16 protein-coding genes are annotated in these 16130 nt (G+C 68.5%); 6 read left to right on the top strand and 10 right to left on the bottom strand.

From position 1 onward, the window contains the following. Nucleotides 1-10: 10 nt before the first annotated feature. A complete protein-coding gene (locus ACEN9N_RS06985) occupies nt 11-583 on the bottom strand; it encodes a DNA-3-methyladenine glycosylase I (RefSeq protein ID WP_495655728.1) in 573 nt (190 codons plus the stop codon). Nucleotides 584-643: 60 nt separating this feature from the next. Between ACEN9N_RS06985 and ACEN9N_RS06990 the strand changes: the two genes are divergently transcribed. Further along, nucleotides 644-2377: a dipeptidase gene (locus tag ACEN9N_RS06990; RefSeq protein WP_495655729.1), complete on the top strand. Its 1734-nt coding sequence runs from the start codon at nt 644-646 to the stop codon at nt 2375-2377. 2 nt (nt 2378-2379) lie between these two features. Here the strand turns inward: ACEN9N_RS06990 and ACEN9N_RS06995 are convergent, their stop codons facing one another. The 7 genes from ACEN9N_RS06995 to ACEN9N_RS07025 form a co-directional block, all read right to left on the bottom strand. Beyond that, nucleotides 2380-2697: a chaperone modulator CbpM gene (locus ACEN9N_RS06995; RefSeq protein WP_413312161.1), complete on the bottom strand. Its 318-nt coding sequence runs from the start codon at nt 2695-2697 to the stop codon at nt 2380-2382. A 2-nt stretch (nt 2698-2699) separates the two neighbouring features. After that, on the bottom strand, nt 2700-3662 hold the full coding sequence (locus tag ACEN9N_RS07000; RefSeq protein ID WP_007834568.1) for a DnaJ C-terminal domain-containing protein: 963 nt from the start codon (nt 3660-3662) through the stop codon (nt 2700-2702). Between the two features lie 55 nt (nt 3663-3717). Further along, nucleotides 3718-4359, bottom strand: coding sequence for a histidine phosphatase family protein (locus tag ACEN9N_RS07005; RefSeq protein ID WP_495655730.1), 642 nt, complete (start codon nt 4357-4359; stop codon nt 3718-3720). 12 nt (nt 4360-4371) lie between these two features. After that, nucleotides 4372-4953, bottom strand: a complete 582-nt coding sequence (locus tag ACEN9N_RS07010; protein WP_413312159.1) for a glutathione S-transferase family protein — start codon at nt 4951-4953, stop codon at nt 4372-4374. Nucleotides 4954-4979: 26 nt separating this feature from the next. Further along, on the bottom strand, nt 4980-5618 hold the full coding sequence (locus ACEN9N_RS07015) for a CDP-alcohol phosphatidyltransferase family protein (RefSeq protein WP_413312158.1): 639 nt from the start codon (nt 5616-5618) through the stop codon (nt 4980-4982). Between the two features lie 107 nt (nt 5619-5725). After that, entirely contained in the window at nt 5726-6466 is a 741-nt protein-coding gene (locus ACEN9N_RS07020; RefSeq protein WP_413312157.1) for a glutamine amidotransferase, read from the bottom strand. Between the two features lie 47 nt (nt 6467-6513). Next, nucleotides 6514-7413 (bottom strand): LysR family transcriptional regulator, encoded by a 900-nt coding sequence (locus ACEN9N_RS07025; protein ID WP_056591889.1) that lies wholly within the window; start codon nt 7411-7413, stop codon nt 6514-6516. 132 nt (nt 7414-7545) lie between these two features. Between ACEN9N_RS07025 and ACEN9N_RS07030 the strand changes: the two genes are divergently transcribed. The 5 genes from ACEN9N_RS07030 (at nt 7546) to ACEN9N_RS07050 (ending at nt 12025) form a co-directional block, all read left to right on the top strand. Next, nucleotides 7546-9636, top strand: a complete 2091-nt coding sequence (locus ACEN9N_RS07030) for a hydroxymethylglutaryl-CoA lyase (RefSeq protein WP_495655731.1) — start codon at nt 7546-7548, stop codon at nt 9634-9636. 56 nt (nt 9637-9692) lie between these two features. Further along, complete coding sequence (locus tag ACEN9N_RS07035) at nt 9693-10667, top strand: Bug family tripartite tricarboxylate transporter substrate binding protein (protein ID WP_413312154.1); 975 nt, start codon at nt 9693-9695, stop codon at nt 10665-10667. Between the two features lie 129 nt (nt 10668-10796). Next, nucleotides 10797-11270, top strand: a complete 474-nt coding sequence (locus tag ACEN9N_RS07040; RefSeq protein WP_413312153.1) for a hypothetical protein — start codon at nt 10797-10799, stop codon at nt 11268-11270. After that, on the top strand, nt 11271-11744 hold the full coding sequence (locus ACEN9N_RS07045) for a ribonuclease HI family protein (protein ID WP_413312152.1): 474 nt from the start codon (nt 11271-11273) through the stop codon (nt 11742-11744). Between the two features lie 32 nt (nt 11745-11776). Next, nucleotides 11777-12025 carry a DUF3297 family protein gene (locus ACEN9N_RS07050; protein ID WP_007834582.1) on the top strand — a complete coding sequence of 83 codons (249 nt, stop codon included), beginning with the start codon at nt 11777-11779 and terminating at the stop codon, nt 12023-12025. A 6-nt stretch (nt 12026-12031) separates the two neighbouring features. Here ACEN9N_RS07050 and ACEN9N_RS07055 read toward each other — a convergent pair whose 3' ends face one another. Together ACEN9N_RS07055 and ACEN9N_RS07060 are read right to left on the bottom strand one after the other, a co-directional pair. Then, complete coding sequence (locus ACEN9N_RS07055) at nt 12032-13051, bottom strand: DUF2272 domain-containing protein (protein WP_413312151.1); 1020 nt, start codon at nt 13049-13051, stop codon at nt 12032-12034. 56 nt (nt 13052-13107) lie between these two features. Continuing rightward, nucleotides 13108-16128 (bottom strand): PAS domain-containing protein, encoded by a 3021-nt coding sequence (locus ACEN9N_RS07060; protein ID WP_495655732.1) that lies wholly within the window; start codon nt 16126-16128, stop codon nt 13108-13110. Nucleotides 16129-16130: the final 2 nt, after the last annotated feature.

Consider the following 16130-nt stretch of genomic DNA (forward strand, 5'->3'; position numbering starts at 1 on the left):
TTTTATTGCGTCATTTCAGCTTGGCCTCGTGCCGATGGCAGTCGTGCGCATGGTCGTCCACGATGCCCGTGGCCTGCATCCACGCGTAGACGATGACGGGGCCGACGAATTTGAAGCCGCGCTTCTTGAGCGCAGCCGAAATGTCTTCCGACAGCGGCGTCTTCACGGGCACGCTGCCCGTGCGGTTGACGATGGGCTTGCCGCCAGCCATGCCCCAGATGAATTCCGAGAAGTCTTCGCCCGCCGCCTGCATCGCAAGGTAGGCGCGCGCATTGCCGATGGTGGCTTCGATCTTCGAGCGCGAGCGCACGATGCCGACGTCCTGCATGAGCCGTTCGACATCGGCCTCGGTGAACTTGACGATCTTCTCCGGCACGAAGCCCTTGAAGGCCTTGCGGAACGCATCGCGCTTGCGCAGGATGGTGAGCCACGAGAGACCGGCCTGGAAGCCGTCGAGCATCAGCTTTTCCCACAGCGCACGGCTGTCGCGCTCGGGAACGCCCCATTCGGCGTCGTGGTAGGCGGCCAGCAGCGGGTCGGTCTGGGCCCATGCGCAGCGGATCTTGGCGTTGCTGTTGTTCATCGTTCGGTATTTCGCTCGGCTATCGTCGGGAATGTTTTTCAGAATGAGGAGGTCACCCTGATGCAGCATTTTCGATTTTCATTGTCGGCCCTGTCGATGGTCGTGCTCGGCCTTGGTGCGAGCGTGCACGCCGAAGCACTCAGGAAGCCCCAGCTCGATCAGCTCGCCGCCGCATGGCAAGCCGGCAAGGCCCCGGCCGATTTCAATGCCTTCCTCGCGCAGGCAGCCAGGAGCAACCCCGCGCTGCAAGCCAACGTGGCCGCCTATCGCGCGAAGAAACCGCTGGCCGGGGACGACCTCGTCAACATCGCGCGCCTGCTCGGCTTGTACAACCGCCTGCAGAACCAGCAGGCCGTGATCGCGAGCATCGGCACCATGGTGGCGATTCCGACGGTGCGCAACGTGCAGGTTCCGCCCCACGAGAGCGCACCGATCATCGAGTTCGGCAAGCTGGTCGAGAAGATGGCGGGCGACTTCGGCCTTGCCTACCGCAATGTCGACAACCGCATCTTCGAAGTCAGCCTCAAGGGCAAGGGTACGGAAGAATTCGGCATCCTCACGCATGCCGATGTGGTGCCTGCGGTGCTGTCCGAATGGGTGCTCGACGACGGCACGCGGCTCGACCCGTTCAAGATGACCCGCGTGGGCGACTTCCTCTACGGCCGCGGCACCATCGACGACAAGGGCTCCATCGCCGCCGTGCTCTACGCGATGAAGGCCGTGAAGGACAGCGGCCTGCCCATCGAGCGAAGCATCCGCCTGATGATCGAGACCACCGAGGAAACCGGTGGCGACGCCATGCAGTACTACCGCGCGAAGACGCAGCTGCCGGCCTACAACATCGTGCTCGACAGCAAGTACCCGGCCGTGGTGGCGGAGAAGGGCTCGGGCGCGCTGAAGGTGCTGTTCCCGGCGGAAACGGCCGATGGCGCATCGACGGCGATCACGGCCATGGCCGGCGCCGCATCGGCCAACGCGATCTCGCAGACGGCAACCGCCACGCTCAAAGGCGGCGACCTTGCAGGCGTGCTCGCAAAGCTCGAAGCAGCAAAGCCGGCCTTCCTGCAGAAGTACGAAGCGCAGGGCGGCAAGTTCGCCATCGACATCGCACGCGGCGCCGACAGCATCGAGCTCAAGGTGACAGGCGTCTCGGCGCACGGCTCGCGCCCGGAGGAAGGCGTCAACCCGCTACCGCGCCTTGCACTGTTCCTGGAGGAGTCTGGCGTGCCGCTGGCCGCCAACCAGTACCTGAAGGCCGCGAAGTACATCGACGCGCTCTACGGCACCGGCTACCTCGGCGAGAAGATGGGCCTGGGCTACACCGACGATTTCATGGGCCCGCTGACCTTGTCGCCGAATCTCGTGCGCATGGGCAACGATGGCAGGCTGGAGGTCACGGTCAACGTGCGCATGCCGCGCGGCCGCACGCCCGATGAACTGAAGGCGCAGGTCACCTCGAAGGTCAACGCCTGGGCGAGCGCGAACAACGTGAAGCTCGATGTGGTCTACGACCAGGGCAACTGGATGGCGCGCGACCCCAAGGGCGCATGGCTGTCGACGCTGCTCGACATCTACGGTGACACCACCGGCCTTGAAGCCAAGCCCGTGCCCACGGCCGGCAGCACCACCGCGAAGCTGATGCCCAACGCCATCAACTTCGGTCCCGCCATGCCAGGCAAGAAGTACACGGCGCACAACGCCAAGGAATACAAGGAAGTGCCCGACCTCGACGCCGACCTGCAGATGTTCACCGAGATGCTGGTGCGCATCGGCAACCTGCAGCAGATGCAGTAGCGTCAGCGCAGGCCGTGTGCCTGCAGCACGGCCTTGAGCCGCCGCACTTCGTGCTCCAGGTCGAGGATCAGCGCGGCGGCATCGAGCCCCACGCCGAAGTCGCGCTCCAGCCGGCGCACTTCGAGCGCGTGCTGCAGGTCTTCGCTGGAAAATTGCCAGCGCTCGGGCTGGGTCTCGGCCGTTTCGATCTGCAGGATGCCGACCTCGACCAGTTGCACGACCCAGGCGGTGTCGGCGCCGACGGCGTGCGCCAGTTCGCTCGCCGCGAGCGGCTGCGAGGCGCTGATGGCGGTGGCGGTCGTAAGGGTGAAGTTCACCATGCTCAGACTCCCAGATGCTGGCGTGGGTGGAACGATGCCGTGGCTTGCGCCAGCTGCTCGTAGGCCTTGCGCGCATCGTCGCTGTCGGCCGGCGGCAGGGCGATGTCGAGCAGCAGGTACAGGTCGCCGGGCGTCTTGCCCGCGAGGCCCCGGCCCTTGAGCCGCAGCTTCAGGCCGTTGCGCGCATTGCGCGGCACGGTCACCTCGACCACGCCGCCGGTCGGCGTCGGCACCTGCACCTGCGTGCCCAGTGCCGCCTCGGTGGGTGTGACGGGCAGCGTCATGTACAGGTCGCGCTCTTCCACGCGGTACAGCTTGTGCGGCGCAATGCGCACTTCGAGATACAGGTCGCCCGGCGGCTCGCCGCCGTGGCCGGGCATGCCTTGCCCCGCGAGGCGGATGAACTGGCCCGGGTGCACGCCCGGCGGGATCTTCACGCTGAGCGTGCGGTTCTGCCACTGCGGGTGGCCCTGCGCGTCGACGGTCTGGGCGCGCAGCGTGATCTCGCGCTCGGCGCCGTTGAGCGCGTCCTCGAGTGCAATCTCGATGGCCGCATGGTGGTCTTCGCCGCGCGCCTTGTAGTTCCGCCGCGCCGCGTCGCGCCGCTCGGCCTCGCCGAACAGCGACGAGAAAAACTCGCTGAAGTCCGCGTGGTCGGCCGGGCCCTGGCGCGGGCCGCGGTGGAACTCGAAGCCCTGGTCCCAGCCCGGCGGCGGCTGGAAGCCGCCCTCGGGGTGGCCGCCGCGTGCGACACGGTCGGCCAGCGCGTCGTAGGCCGCGCGCTTTTCCTTGTCGCCCAGCACGTCCTTGGCCTCGTTGATGTCGCGCATGCGCTGCTCGGCGTCGGACTCCTTGCTGACGTCGGGGTGGTACTTGCGGGCGAGCTTGCGGTAGGCCTTGCGCACTTCGTCGTCGGACGCGGTGCGGTCGACGCCCAGTGCGCTGTAGTAGTCCTTGAATTCCATGGTGTGTGGCAGTTCGTTGTGTGGACGGCATCAGGGCCCGGGGCGCCGGGGTTGGTTAAGCCAGGGCTGCGTTTCCGTCGGTTTGCCGCAGCAGCGGCGTTACGCCCCATGTGGGGCCTGTGCGCTCGAAACGCAATGGCTGTGCGTTGCCGAGCAGGCCGAGGTCGATAGGTACACCCAGCAGTGCAGCCAGCGCATAGAGCGTGCCGCCGTGCGCCACCACCAGCACCGGGGCGGGCAGCCGCAGTGCCTCGTCGAGGGCGGCGCGCGTGCGCGCGACGAACTGCGTGAGCGTCTCGCCGCCCTCGGGCTCGCAGGCCCTGTCGATGTTGGCGGACGAGGTGCCGATCAGCGCGCCGAAGTTGCGCTCGCGCAGCGCTGCCTGCGCGGCCGGCACCTGTTTCTGCGCGGTGCCAACGGCGTGGGCGGTGTCGTTCGCGCGCCGCGCATCGCTGCACACGACGGTGCGGATGGGCTCGCCCGCCAGCAGCCCGGCAGCGCGCGCGGCCTGCTGCAGGCCGAGCTCGCTCAGGGGTTCGTCCACCGCCTGGAAGATGCGCTGCGCATTGCGCCCGGTCTGGCCATGGCGCAGGAAGTAGAAGTGATCGCAGTCGGGCGACAGCGGTTGCGTCTCGGCGATGCAGACGAGCTGATCGAGGCCGCCGGTGCCGATGTGAACGGACGTGGTTTGTGACATGGCGTGTCGCTTTCAGCCGAACTTCATGCCCTTGGGGCGGCCCTGCAGCCGGTTGACGTAGGCGTCGAGCTTGGGCCGGTTCAGGATGCCGCCGAACGCGCGGTGCCAGATGAGCATCGAGCCGATCATCACGTCGGCCGCGGTGAACTGCGCGCCGAACAGGTAGGGGCCATCGCCCAGTTCGCGCTCGACCGCGTCCTTGGCCGCCTCGAAGTCCGTCCAGCCGCGCGCTCTGTTGTTGCTGCGGATCTTCAGCAGGCTGTCGCCCATCGCAGGCTCCAGCTGCGAGGTCGAATAGACCATCAGCGACAGGTAGCGGCCACGATCCGGTGAACCGGGGAAAGGCGCGAGCCGCTTGCCGGGAAACTTCTCGGCGACGTACATACAGATGGCCGCGTTCTCGAAGACGCGCGTGCGGCCGTCGACCAGCGCCGGCAGCTTGCCCGCCGGGTTGATCTTCAGGAACTCGGGCGTCTTGTGGGCCTTGTCCTTGATGAGCGTGGTCACGATCTCGTAGTCGACGCCGGCTTCGTCAAGCATCCATCTGGCAACCTGCGAGCGGCTGTGCGGGTCGAAATACAGCTTCATCGTCATCGGCGTGTTTCCTTCGTGTTGAACGGTCAGAACTTGGGGATGCGCAGCGTCTTGCTGATCATGAGCGTGCCCGACAAGGCGAACAGCAACACCAGCGGATGCAGCTGCCACGGGCCGACGGCCCAGGCGGCGCCCCACAGTGCGTCGCCGATGCGGCCCTGCCAGGCCGCGTACGCCAGCACGCCCACCAGCACCACGCTGGTCGGGATGGGCGTGCCCTCGAAATACTTCACCTTGTCGGCGCCGGCCGACAGGGCTTCGGCCGTGACGTTGTAGCGCGCGAGCCGGCTCACGCCACAGCCCACAAAATAGATCAGGATCACGCAGTCCCAGCCGCCGCTCAGCCCGGCCGCGAAGCCGAGCGCGGCGGGCGCCACGCCGAACGAGATCACATCGGCGAGCGAGTCGAGCTCGCGCCCGAGGGCCGATTGAGTCTGGCGCCAGCGCGCGATGCGGCCGTCGAGCACGTCGAAGATGAAGGCGGCCGGCGCGAGCGCTGCCGCCCACAGGAACTGCGCGAGCGAATGGCTCGCCATGAAGGCCATCGCCAGGAACACCGCGCCCACTCCGCAGGCCGCATTGCCGAGCGTGAACGCATCGGCGAGGTGGAACCCCCGGATCATCGAAAAATGCTTGCGGGCTGGCGCGGTGGAAGGAGTGGTCATGAAAGAAGGGTTGGCAAACGGCGAATGGACCGCACCTTAACCGAAGCGCGCGGCGCTTCCTGTAGTCGCGGTCCGACGGACCGGCGGCGCTTTCGGGCCGCCGAAGCTCAGCTGCCGTGGTGCGCTTCGACAATCCGCGCGAAGCGCCCGAGCAGCCCGGCCGCCGCGTCGGTAGGGCCTACGCGCTCGCGCAGCGCGGCCGGATCGACGCCGGCGGAAGCCAGGTCGTCGGCCAGCAGGTCGATGTAGCCGCGCATGGCCTCGCCGTCGAACTCGGGGTGGAACTGCACGCCCCAGGCGTGCTTGCCGATGCGGAAGGCGTGCACCGGCTCGTGGTCGTTGCCGGCCAGCCGCACCGCGCCTTCGGGCAGGCGAAGCGCGCTCTGCCAGTGCACCACGTGCGCCGGAAACTGCGCGGGCAGGCCGCGCAACAGCGGGTCGGTGGCGGCCGCCTCTTCGAGGGTGACCGTGACGGTACCGACCTCCACGCCCGCCGGATGATTGCCTGCTTCGCCACCGAGCGCATGCGCGAGCAGCTGGTGGCCGTAGCAGATGCCGAGCACGGGCGTGTCGTGCGCCACCAGCTGCGCGAGCCACGCGGCGGTGGTTTCGCTCCAGGGCTCGCGGTGCGACACCATTGCGTGCGAGCCGGTCACCACCACGCCGGAGACCGCTTCCGCGTCGGGCAGTGTGTCGCCGCGGCGCGGGTCGATCACCAGGATCGGCAGCGCCTGCGTGTCCAGCCCGTCGGCAATCCAGTTCTCGAAGTCGCCGCGCTCTGCGCGAAGGGCTTCGAAAGTGCTTCCAACCTTGACGATGACCAGCGGATTCGGGGGCGTTTTTTCCATGCCCGCGATCATGCCGCAGACCGAAAGAGAGGTTTCGACGTGCGGTTTCAGCGCGAGGCTTCCCTGCTGTGCAGCAGGTCCATGAAGGCCCGGCCCACCGGCGAGGGCGACCGGCCCGCGCGCGTGATGAGCCCGATGGGCCGAGACATGGCCGGGCGCTGCAGCGGCACCGTCACCAGGTCGTCGTTGCGCGTGAGCTGCAGCGCCAGCCGCGGCAGCGCCGTGATGCCCAGACCCGCGGCCACCAGCGCGCCGGCCGCGGCCACGCTCGGGTACTCCAGCGCCGGCACCACCTGCAGCCCGCGCTGGAGAAAGGCCGCGTCGGTGATCGGGCGGATGCTGCTGCGAAAGCCGCTGGCAATGAAGGGCCGCGTCGCGAACACCGACCATGCCACCGTCGTCCGCGCCGCCAGCGGATCGTCGCGCCGGCACAGCAGCATGAACGGGTCGTCGATCAGGTGGCGGTACAGCATCGGTTCCTGAGGCCCGGGGCGCACGCTGATGCCGAAGTCGGCCCGGCCTTCGTCCACGGCCGAGCGCACCAGCTCCGCCGGCCCTTCGATCAGCGAGAACTCTACCTGCGGGTGGCTGCGGCGGAATTCCACGATCGCGTTCGGCAGCAGCGCCGCGCCCGTGGACGGCAGCGACGCAATGGTCAGGTGGCCGCTTCGGCCTTCGAGAAACTGCGACAGCTCGCTGAACGAGCTGTGAAAGTTCTCCAGGATGCGCAGCGCAATCGGCAGCAGCTCGCGCCCGGCGGGCGTGAGTTCCACGTGGCGCGTGTCGCGGTCGAACAGCCGCGCGCCGGCCAGGTCTTCGACGATGCGGATGGTGCGGCTCAGCGCAGGCTGCGACACATGCAGCGCGAGCGCGGCGGCGCGGAAGTTCGAGGTCTTCGCCACTTCGGCGAAGGCCTCCAGCTGCTGCAGCGTGATGTCGATTCGCACCGGCGCATCCCTTGTGGATTGATCCATCCAAGTTATCACAGATATAGAAATATTCGTCTTCCAAGATCAATGCGGGAAGCCCAGACTGGCGCCACTGAAACGAGACAACGGGCCTGGCAACAGGCGCGAGACATGCAAAAAATACTGGAAGGCATCCGGGTGCTCGAACTCGGACAGGTGCTGGCCGGGCCGTTCGCGGGGGCGATCCTCGCGGACCTGGGGGCTGACGTGGTCAAGCTCGAACGCACCGAGGGCGGCGACGACGCGCGCCACATGGGCCCCGCGTTCCGGCACGGCGACGCGCTCAACTTTCATGTGTTCAACCGGGGCAAGAAGTCGGTGGCCATCGACCTCAAGGGCGCCGACGGCATGGCGGTGTTCGAGCGGCTGGCGGGCGAGTCCGACATCCTGATCCACAACCTGCGCCCGGGCGTCACGCAATCGATGGGCATCGACGGACTGGCGTTGTGTGCGCGCCATCCGCGCCTCGTCTACTGCGAGATCTCCGCCTTCGGCCACGCCGGGCCGCTGGCCATGCAGCCGGGCTACGAGCCGCTGATACAGGCCTTCAGCGGGTTGTCGAGCATCAACGGCGGCCCCGAAGACCCGCCCCTGCGCACCGGCGCCTCGGTGTGCGACCAGGGCACCGGCATGTGGGCCGTGATCGGCGCGCTGGCGCTGCTGCAGCGGCGCCACGTCACCGGCAAGGGCGGCGTGGTGAGCGCCTCGCTGCTCGAGACGGCGCTGGTCTGGACCGGTCAGAAGGCCGACGCCTATGCCAACGAAGGCCGCCTGCCCGATCGCCACCGCTCGGGCCACCCGGGCTTCGTGCCCTACGAATCCTTCGACACCGCCGACGCGCCGCTGCTCGTGTGCTGCGGCAACGACCGGCTGTTCGCCAAGTTCGCACACGAACTCGGCCGCGGCGACTGGACCGGCGACGAGCGCTTTGCCACCAACCGCCAGCGGCTGCGCCACAAGGCGGCACTGTTCGAGCAGATCGTGCCGCTGCTGCGCGCACGCACCCGCGACGACTGGGCTGCGCGCTTCGCCGCGGCCGGCGTGCCCTGCGCGCCGGTGCACACCGTGCCCGAGGCCATCGCGCACCCGCAGGTCGAGGCACTGGGCATGCTGCAGGCCGGGCCGTGCGAAGACTTCAGGCTGACCGCGCTGCCGCTGTCGTTCGACGGCGCGCCGCGGTGGCGCCGCGGCTGGGCCAGCACAACGCGGAGTTCGGCGCGCCCGCTATACCGCCACAGAAAGACCAGGGAGCCGCACATGTCTGATTTGCCGCGCCGCGTTCACTTGCACGAGGAAGGCCCGCGCGAGGGCTTCCAGATCGAGGTCGGCCCCATCGCGTCAGCCGACAAGGTGCGCCTCATCGAGGCGCTGGCAGAGACCGGGCTCGAAGAGGTGCAATGCGTGTCCTTCGTCAACCCCGAGCGCGTGCCCGGCATGGCCGACGCCGAACTGGTCGCCCAGTCGATCCGCAAGCGCGAAGGCGTGCGCTACTCGGGCCTGTGGCTCAACCTGCGCGGGATGCAGCGCGCCATGCGCACGCAGCTCGACATCGAAGGCACCATCGGCACCAGCGCGTCGGAGGCCTTTTCGGTGTGCAACAACGGCAAGGGCCTGGCCGCGCTGCGCGAGGCCCAGCGCGAAACGCTGGCGTTCTGCGTGGATCACGGCATTGCGGTCACGCGCGGCATCGTCACCACGGCCTTCGGCTGCAACCTCGAAGGCACGATCGCCCCGGCCACCGTGGTCGAGCGCGTGGCGCAGATGCTCGACACCATGACCGAGTTCGGCCTGCGCCTGCCGATATTGCGGCTGGCCGACACCGTGGGCTGGGCGCAGCCCAACGCCATTGCCGCGGTGGTGGGCGCCGTGCGCGAGCGCTGGCCCGGGCTGCGGCTGGGCCTGCACCTGCACGACACGCGCGGCACCGCCATGGCCAATGCATTGATGGGCCTGCAGATGGGCATCGACACCTTCGACAGCGCCTGCGCCGGCCTGGGCGGTTGCCCGTTCGCGGGCCACACCGGTGCGGCCGGCAACATCTGCACCGAAGACCTGGCCTTCATGTGCGAGGAGATGGGCATCGAGACCGGCGTGGACCTCGACGCGCTCATCGGCTGCGCGCAGCTGGCCGAAGACATCGTCGGCCACCCGCTGCCGGGCAAGCTCATGCGGGCCGGCACGCTGGGCCGGTTCCGGCACTGAGCGCTTGACGGCCCCCTTGCAAGCCGAAGAAAAAACATTCCACAGGAGACAACGACATGCCGACATTCTTCTCCCGACTCTGTGCCGCCTCGACGCTGTGCGCGGCCGTGCTGGCCGCCGGCCCGGTGCACGCGCAGCCGTACCCGAGCAAGCCCATCACCATCGTCGTGCCCTTCGGCGCCGGCAGCGGCACCGACCAGCAGGCGCGCAGCATGGCGCAGGCGCTGGGCGCCGAGTACAAGGTGCCCGTCATCGTGGACAACCGGGCCGGTGCGAGCGGCTTCATTGCCGCGCAGTACGTGGCCAAGGCCGCGCCCGACGGCTACACCCTGCTCATGACCACCAACACCACCCACGCGGCCAACGAGCACCTGTTCAAGAAGCTGCCCTACGACCCGGTGAAAGACTTCACCCCGGTCACGCTGCTGTCCAAAGGACACATGCTGCTGCTGGTGAATGCCGAGTCGCCCATCAAGTCGGTGGCAGACCTCGTGGCCGCGGCGAAGAAGTCGCCCGGCAAGCTCAACTTTGGCAGCGGCAGTTCGTCGAGCCGCGTGGCCAGCGAACTGCTCAAGCAGATGGCCGGCATCGACATGGTGAACGTGCCCTACAAGAGCAACCCGCTGGCCATCACCGACCTGCTGGGCGGGCAGGTCGACTTCATGTTCGCCGATGCGCCCACCGCACTGCCGCAGGTCAAGAGCGGCAAGCTGCGCGCGCTGGCTGTCAGCGGCAACAAGCGACTTGCCGCCGTGCCGGCGCTGCCCAGCGTGGAAGAGGCCGGCGTGAAGGGCTACGACATGTCGTACTGGACGGCCGTGTACCTGCCGCCGGGCGCGCCCGCGGCCGTGACGAACAAGGTCAACGAGATGATGATCAAGGTCTCCGCCGCGCCCGCCGTGGTCGCCTACCAGACCACCACCAGCGGCGAGGCCGTGACCAGCACGCCCGAGGGGCTCGCGCAGTTCCAGGCGGCCGAGTCGCAGAAGTGGGGCCAGGTGATTCGCGCGGCCGGCATCCAGCCGGAATGACGACGCCGTGAGTGGGGGCGGGCGCCGGGGGCTCGCAAGGCGGGCAGGGTGCGGCTACAGTTGGTGCATCTTTCGCAGCCGACCTGCAACCCGACCCGACCTCACCTCACCTCACTGGCCCATTCATCAATGCGTTCCCTGGCACTCTTCCTGTCGATCTTCGCCGCCGCGGCAGGCGCGCACGCGGAAGTGGTTCGCTGCACCGATGCCAATGGGGCCATCTCGTACACCAACGTCGAATGCCCGGCGGGTAGCAAGCAGTCGCGCCAGGTGCAGATCCTGGAAGCGCCGGTGCCCGTCCCCAACCGCCGGCCCGACTACGCGCCACCGCAAGGCGCTGCGCCATCCACCCCGCCGCCCGCCCAGGTGGCCGCCAACCCGCCGTCGGGCCCCGCCATCATTCCGCGCTACCCCGCCGGCATGCAGGAGCTGCAGCAACAGCAGCCGGCTGCCGACCCGCCCGTGGTCATCCTGAGCCCCGACCCGTACTACGACGGCGTGCGCCCCATCCGCCGGCCGCCGCCGCATGTGCGCGACCCCGGGCCGCCGCCGGGCCAGCGGCCCTGCCAGAACCTCGCGGGCATCAAGCGCAACAACTGCTGAATGAGCGCAGGGGAATCCAGCGGGCCTGGCAGCCTTCTTCCGTGGACCGTCTATTGCGACGGCAGCGCCATGCCCAACCCGGGCCGCATGGGCATCGGCGCCGTCCTCACCGCGCCGGACGGAGCGCGCCACACGCTGTCGCAGGCCACGCACACCACCGGCTGCAACAACGAGGCCGAACTGCTCGCACTGACGCTGGCCCTGCAGGAGTTGCGCGCACGCGGCGCGACGGCGGTGCGGGCCTACAGCGACAACAGCATCCTCGTCGAGCAGCTGGCCGCGTCCGAAGCGAAGCCGATCGTGCGCATGGCCGCGTTGTTCGACGATGCCCGCGCCTTGCTCGCAAGCTTCGACGACGCGCGCGTTCAGTGGATCCCGCGCCACCGCAATGGCGAGGCCGACGCACTGGCCCGTGCCGCCCTGGGCTTCGCGCCAAAGCCCCCGGCGCGGCACGCGAAGAAGAAGCGGCGCTAGGGCAGGGCGCGGAGCCCCTATCATCACGCGCCATGACAGAAGCCACTCCCCGCCCACCCCTTCCCGATCACCTCTCCATCGATCCGCGCAGCCCGCATCACGTGGCCGCCGCCTTCGAACACGACATCGGCATCCGTTTCAACGGCAAGGACCGCCTCGACGTCGAGGAATACTGCATCAGCGAAGGCTGGGTCAAGGTGCCCGCCGGCAAGACCCTCGACCGCAAGGGCAAGCCGCTGCTGCTCAAGCTGAAGGGCAAGGTCGAGGCGTTCTACAAGTAAGCCGGTTCAGCGCCACTGCAGCAGCAGCGACCAGGGCTGGCGGCTCATGTGGCGATCGATGCAGCCCGGCGTGCCCGGAGTGCATCCCTCGGACTGGTAGCTCGGGTCCAGCCACCGAGTGCCCGGCGCAAAGTCGAGCCGGCGCCGCGTGACCGACTGCAGCACGTTGCCGCCCACCGTGTCGAAGCCCGTGGCATCCACGGCCACCACCACGTCGCAGTGCATGGGCAGCGACTCGCCGCCGGTGTCGCGCGTGGCCAGCACTCCACCGATCTTGTCGAAGGTGTCGAGTTCGGCGCCCGCGCCGCGCGCCTGGCAGACGATGTCGCCGATGCGCGGGGGCGTGCGCCTCAGGTCGCAGGCTCGCAGGGCGTAGCGCGTGGGCCGGCCCGCGGCCTCGACGATGCCGGCTTGCCAGGCGGCGCCCGCATAGTCGACATGCGCTTCGGAGAAAACGAACTCGTCGTCCGCCAGACCGGCCTGTCGCGCCAGCCAGCTGATGAAGGCCGCGGACCAGGGCGTGTCGATCACCGCGACGCGGGCGAGGGCGACCTGCACCGCGCGCAGCTCTCCAGAATCAAGCCCCTCGTCGGGGCCTACGCCCATGCCCTGAAGCCGCCCGGCCGTCGCCTCGTTCAACGCCTGCATCAGCAGGTGCCGGTCGGCGGGGCGCAGGGCGCCGAAGCGCACGAGCGACGGCAGCCGCGGGTCGACCGCCTGCCAATAGCCGAGCACCCGCTGCCATGGCGCCAGGCCCGGCAGGGTGGGGCGCGTGTCTTCGGCCTCGGAGCTGCCGGCTTCGGTCATGCGGCCTTCGGCGTCCATGGCCTGGCCACCGAAGGCTTCGTGCTCCTGCAGCGCGAAGGTGGCCATGGCGAGCGCGCGCGATGGCGAAGGGGCTTGCGTAGCGGTGTCGAGGCAGCCTTGCGCGGCCGACGCGGGACTTGCGAAGGCCAGCCACAGGGCGCAGGCGAGCACGGCCAACGAGCGGCGAGGCGTGCGAGGAATCGTGACGGGTGGCGGCATGTGCCGGGAGCATAGCTGCGGGCAGGATGCTCCGGATGCGGAGGTCTATCGCCGCGTCATTTCCGCTTTCCCTCGACGGGCTGTGGCGCCACCTGGAAGTTGTTGCGGCCCGCCCCCTTGGCCTGGTAGAGCATCTCGTCGGCCTGCCTGACGAGCGCGGCAGCCGTTGCGGTGCCGCCTTGGTAGAACGCCACGCCGATGCTCGTGCTGATGGAGATCGTCCGCTGTTCGGTGGTGAACGGCACCTGCATGGCCTTGATCAACTTCGAGGCGGCGGAAACCGCGGCGTCCCCATTGGACAGACCCTCCATGATTACCGTGAACTCGTCGCCGCCCAGGCGCGCGCGGACGTCGCTGGAGCGCAGCGCCTGCGACAACCTGCCCGCGAAGCCCCGCAGAAGCTCGTCTCCCGTCTGGTGGCCGAACCGATCGTTGATCTGCTTGAATCCATCGATGTCCAGGTACATCAGCGCCATCAATGCACCGGGGCCTCGCGCACGCTCCATCGCCTGCGCCAGGCGCATCTCGAATCCCGCGCGATTGGCAAGACCGGTGAGAGGATCGATCTGCGCCAGGTTCACCAGGCGCTTCTCCTCGAGCTTTTGCCGCGTGATGTCGGTGATCACGGCATGGAAGCCGACGATGGCCTCGTCGTTCACCGCAGGTTGCGGGATGTACTGGGCTTCGTAGCAGTAGTAGGCGTCGCTCTTGTCGATCTCGCTCTGGAAGGTGACGACCTCGCCGGCCAGGGCCGCGCGGATGTGCGGTTGCACGGCCTCGTAGGCGGGCTCGCCCAGGAGCTCCTTCACGGTGTGCCCCTCGATCTGGTCGCGGGAGAGTCCGAACCCGCGCTCGTAGGCCAGGTTGTTGAATCGATAGCGCTCCTCCGCATCGATGTAGGCGACGCGCATCGGCAGCGCGTCGGCCACCGTGCGCAGGCGGGCCTCGCTTTCCTGGAGGGCTTCCTCCGCCTCGTGGTGCGCGGTGATGTCGCTGTCCAGCGTATAGAGGCCGATCACTTCGCCGCGTTCGTCGCGCTCGGGAACCAGCGTGGCCTGGATATCGCGGCGCCCGCCAGGCGTTGCCAGCCTGCGCTCGTAAGTGACCTGGCGCCCGGCCAGAGCGGCGCGCATGTGCGGCTCCATCTGTGCCCACGCTTCATTGCCGTAGAACTCGCGCAGGCTCAGGCCGAGCAGTTGTTCGGGCTGGACGCCGAACCAGTCCTGATAGGCCTTGTTGACGAAGCGCAACCGCAGGTCGCGGTCCAGGTAGGAGACCAGCGCCGGCAGGTGGTCCGTCACCATGCGCAGGCGGTGTTCGCTGTCGCGCAGCGCCCGCTCCGCGGCCTTGGCCGCCGAAATGTCGCGCATCAGCCCCGAGAAATACTCCACCTTGCCGTGCTTGTCGCGATGCGCGATCACCATGTGGCTGGCCGGAAACTCGTTGTGCTCGGCGTCCCACACCATCGATTCGCCCACCCAGACGCCGGTCTTGACCGCTGTGGGCACCACCTCCGACCGGAACCTTTCCATCGTCTCCGGCGGATTGAAGTCGGCCGCGCTGAACTGTTCGATGGGGGCGTCGAGGGCCAGCCCCGTGCGGCGGCGCGCGGCCGGGTTCATGTAGATGAGCCGCCCCGCCGCGTCGAGCTGGACGATGTAGTCGGTCGTCATGTCGAAGATGGCCGTCAACGTGCGAAGTGCCCGTTCGGCCCGCGTGCGCTCGGTGATGTCGGTCACCGTTCCCACGTGGCCGAGGACGCGGCCTTCGGCGAGCACAGGCCGGCTTCTCAATGCCACCAGCACCTGGGTTCCATCCCTGCGATGGAGCCGGCGTGTGGCGCTCAACGGCGCGGCCGTGCTGACGACACGAACCCAGTCCTGGCGAACCGTCTCTCGAATCTCCTCGCGCACGAGCGTGAGCCAGCCTTCTTCGGCGTCCTTCCGCTCGAGCCCGTGGATCGCCAGGTACTCGTCGTTCACGTAGGTCATGCGCCCGTCGCTGTCGCAACGGAACAATCCCACGGGTGATGCATCGGTGACCGCCGCCATCTCGAGCCGCTGCTCGCGCAGGTCGGCCATCAGTGCATCGAACTCGCGTGCCAGGTCCCCGCGCTCGTCGTTGGCGACGACGTCGAGTCTTACCTCGCTGTCCGGCGAACGGCGCAGGGTGCGGATCGCGCCGCTCAACGCCTCCAGGGGACGCATGACCCACGCAGTCCCCAGCCAGACCAGGAGCGCGCAGCCCAGGCCCAGCCCGATCAATTGCAGCAGCAGGTTGCGCCTTGCCTTTTCCAGTGGCGCGTAGGCGATGCGCGCAGGCACGATCAGGCGCAGTTCCCAGTCGGCACTGGGCACGGTGGCGCGCGTTGCCATGTCGATCTCGGTACCGCCGTTGAAGGCGACTTCGACTGCGGTTGCAGGCTTGAGCAGCAGGTTCGCATCGGGGTGCATGACGACCTGCGGAGACTGGCCGCGCGTGACGATCATGTAGTGGCCGCCCCGGCCGATGGTGGCGCGGCTGAGATCGCCAAGCACGTTGGCGCGCTGCAGGTTCAGCGCCGCGCCGAGCACGCCGGCGAGGCGGCCATCGGGGCCCTTGACGGGGACCGCCATGACGACCGCGGGCTGTTGGGTGCTCTTCGTGAGCAGGGGCGCAGAGATCGCGGGCTGGCCCATGTCGCGCACGCGCCGGAAGTAGTCGCGGTCGCCGACGTTCGAAGGCCGGCTGGTGGGCGGGTCGATGGCGACGATGGCGCCGTCCAGTGTCGCCAGCGCGGTGTTGTCGAACATCGTGCGCAGGTCCTCGTCGGCAAGGAAACGCTGCTGCGCCGCGGGGTCCGCGAAGCCGTGCAGGCTGAGTTCCCGGGCCGCGCGCGCCAAGGCGGCCAGATGGATTTCGAGCTTGTAGTCGAGATCCGCCGCTGCGCTGTCGGTCAGTGCCTGCTGCTGCTCGCGCATCAGGTTGAGGTATTCGCTGGACAGGCTCCGGTACTGCCACCAGCCGGCCACACCGACCAGCGTGAGTACGAGCGCTGTGATCAGCAGTGCTGTCTTTGTTCTTAGCTTGAGCCGCACTT

This window comes from Variovorax sp. Varisp46 (assembly GCF_059491885.1).